This is a genomic window from Amycolatopsis sp. lyj-346, assembly GCF_046548975.1.
Lineage (GTDB): Bacteria > Actinomycetota > Actinomycetes > Mycobacteriales > Pseudonocardiaceae > Amycolatopsis.
On sequence record NZ_JAJPWT010000069.1, the window covers coordinates 1 to 580 of the forward strand.

Genomic DNA, 580 nt, shown 5'->3' on the forward strand with positions numbered 1-580 from the left:
CAAGCTGCAAAAGTTCTACGACGCGGGGCTAGTCGCAGAGGATAAGTACCAGAAAGCCCGCGAAGCGATTGCGGAAGACGCAGACAAGCAAAGACTCGACAGTTACACCGGAACGCTTGGAGACGTTACTAGCGCGCTTAAAACGTCATTGGGCGAAGGTAACGCTCTGTACAAAGCCGCCGCCATTACGCAGACCATTATCGAAACGTACAAGGGCGCAACGGCAGCCTATGCATCATTGGCTACGATTCCCGTAGTTGGCCCCGCGCTAGGCATCGCCGCCGCCGCTGCAATCACGGCCGCCGGTCTTGCTAACGTTGGCAAGATTCGTTCGGCGCGTGAACAGGGTGGTAACTTAGCCGCCGGTCAAGCCTCTACTATTGCCGAACGCGGTAAAGCCGAGGTTATTATGCCGGCGGGTGCGTCCCGCGTCCGTACCGCACAGCAAATGCGCCAGATTATGGGCGAGGACAAAGGCGGTTCGGGTAGCGATAGCGTTGTTATTGTTAACCAGACAACGGGCCGAATTGATAACGCGCAAACTGAACGCGACGACGAGGGGCGTTTACGTGTTATTATT

At 56.2% G+C, this 580-nt stretch carries 1 protein-coding gene; it reads left to right on the plus strand.

Annotated features, from left to right (window positions below; translation table 11 throughout):
• Window positions 1–580 (plus strand): hypothetical protein (locus tag ACLJQE_RS44730; protein WP_410645932.1); only part of this gene is annotated, 580 nt, incomplete at both ends.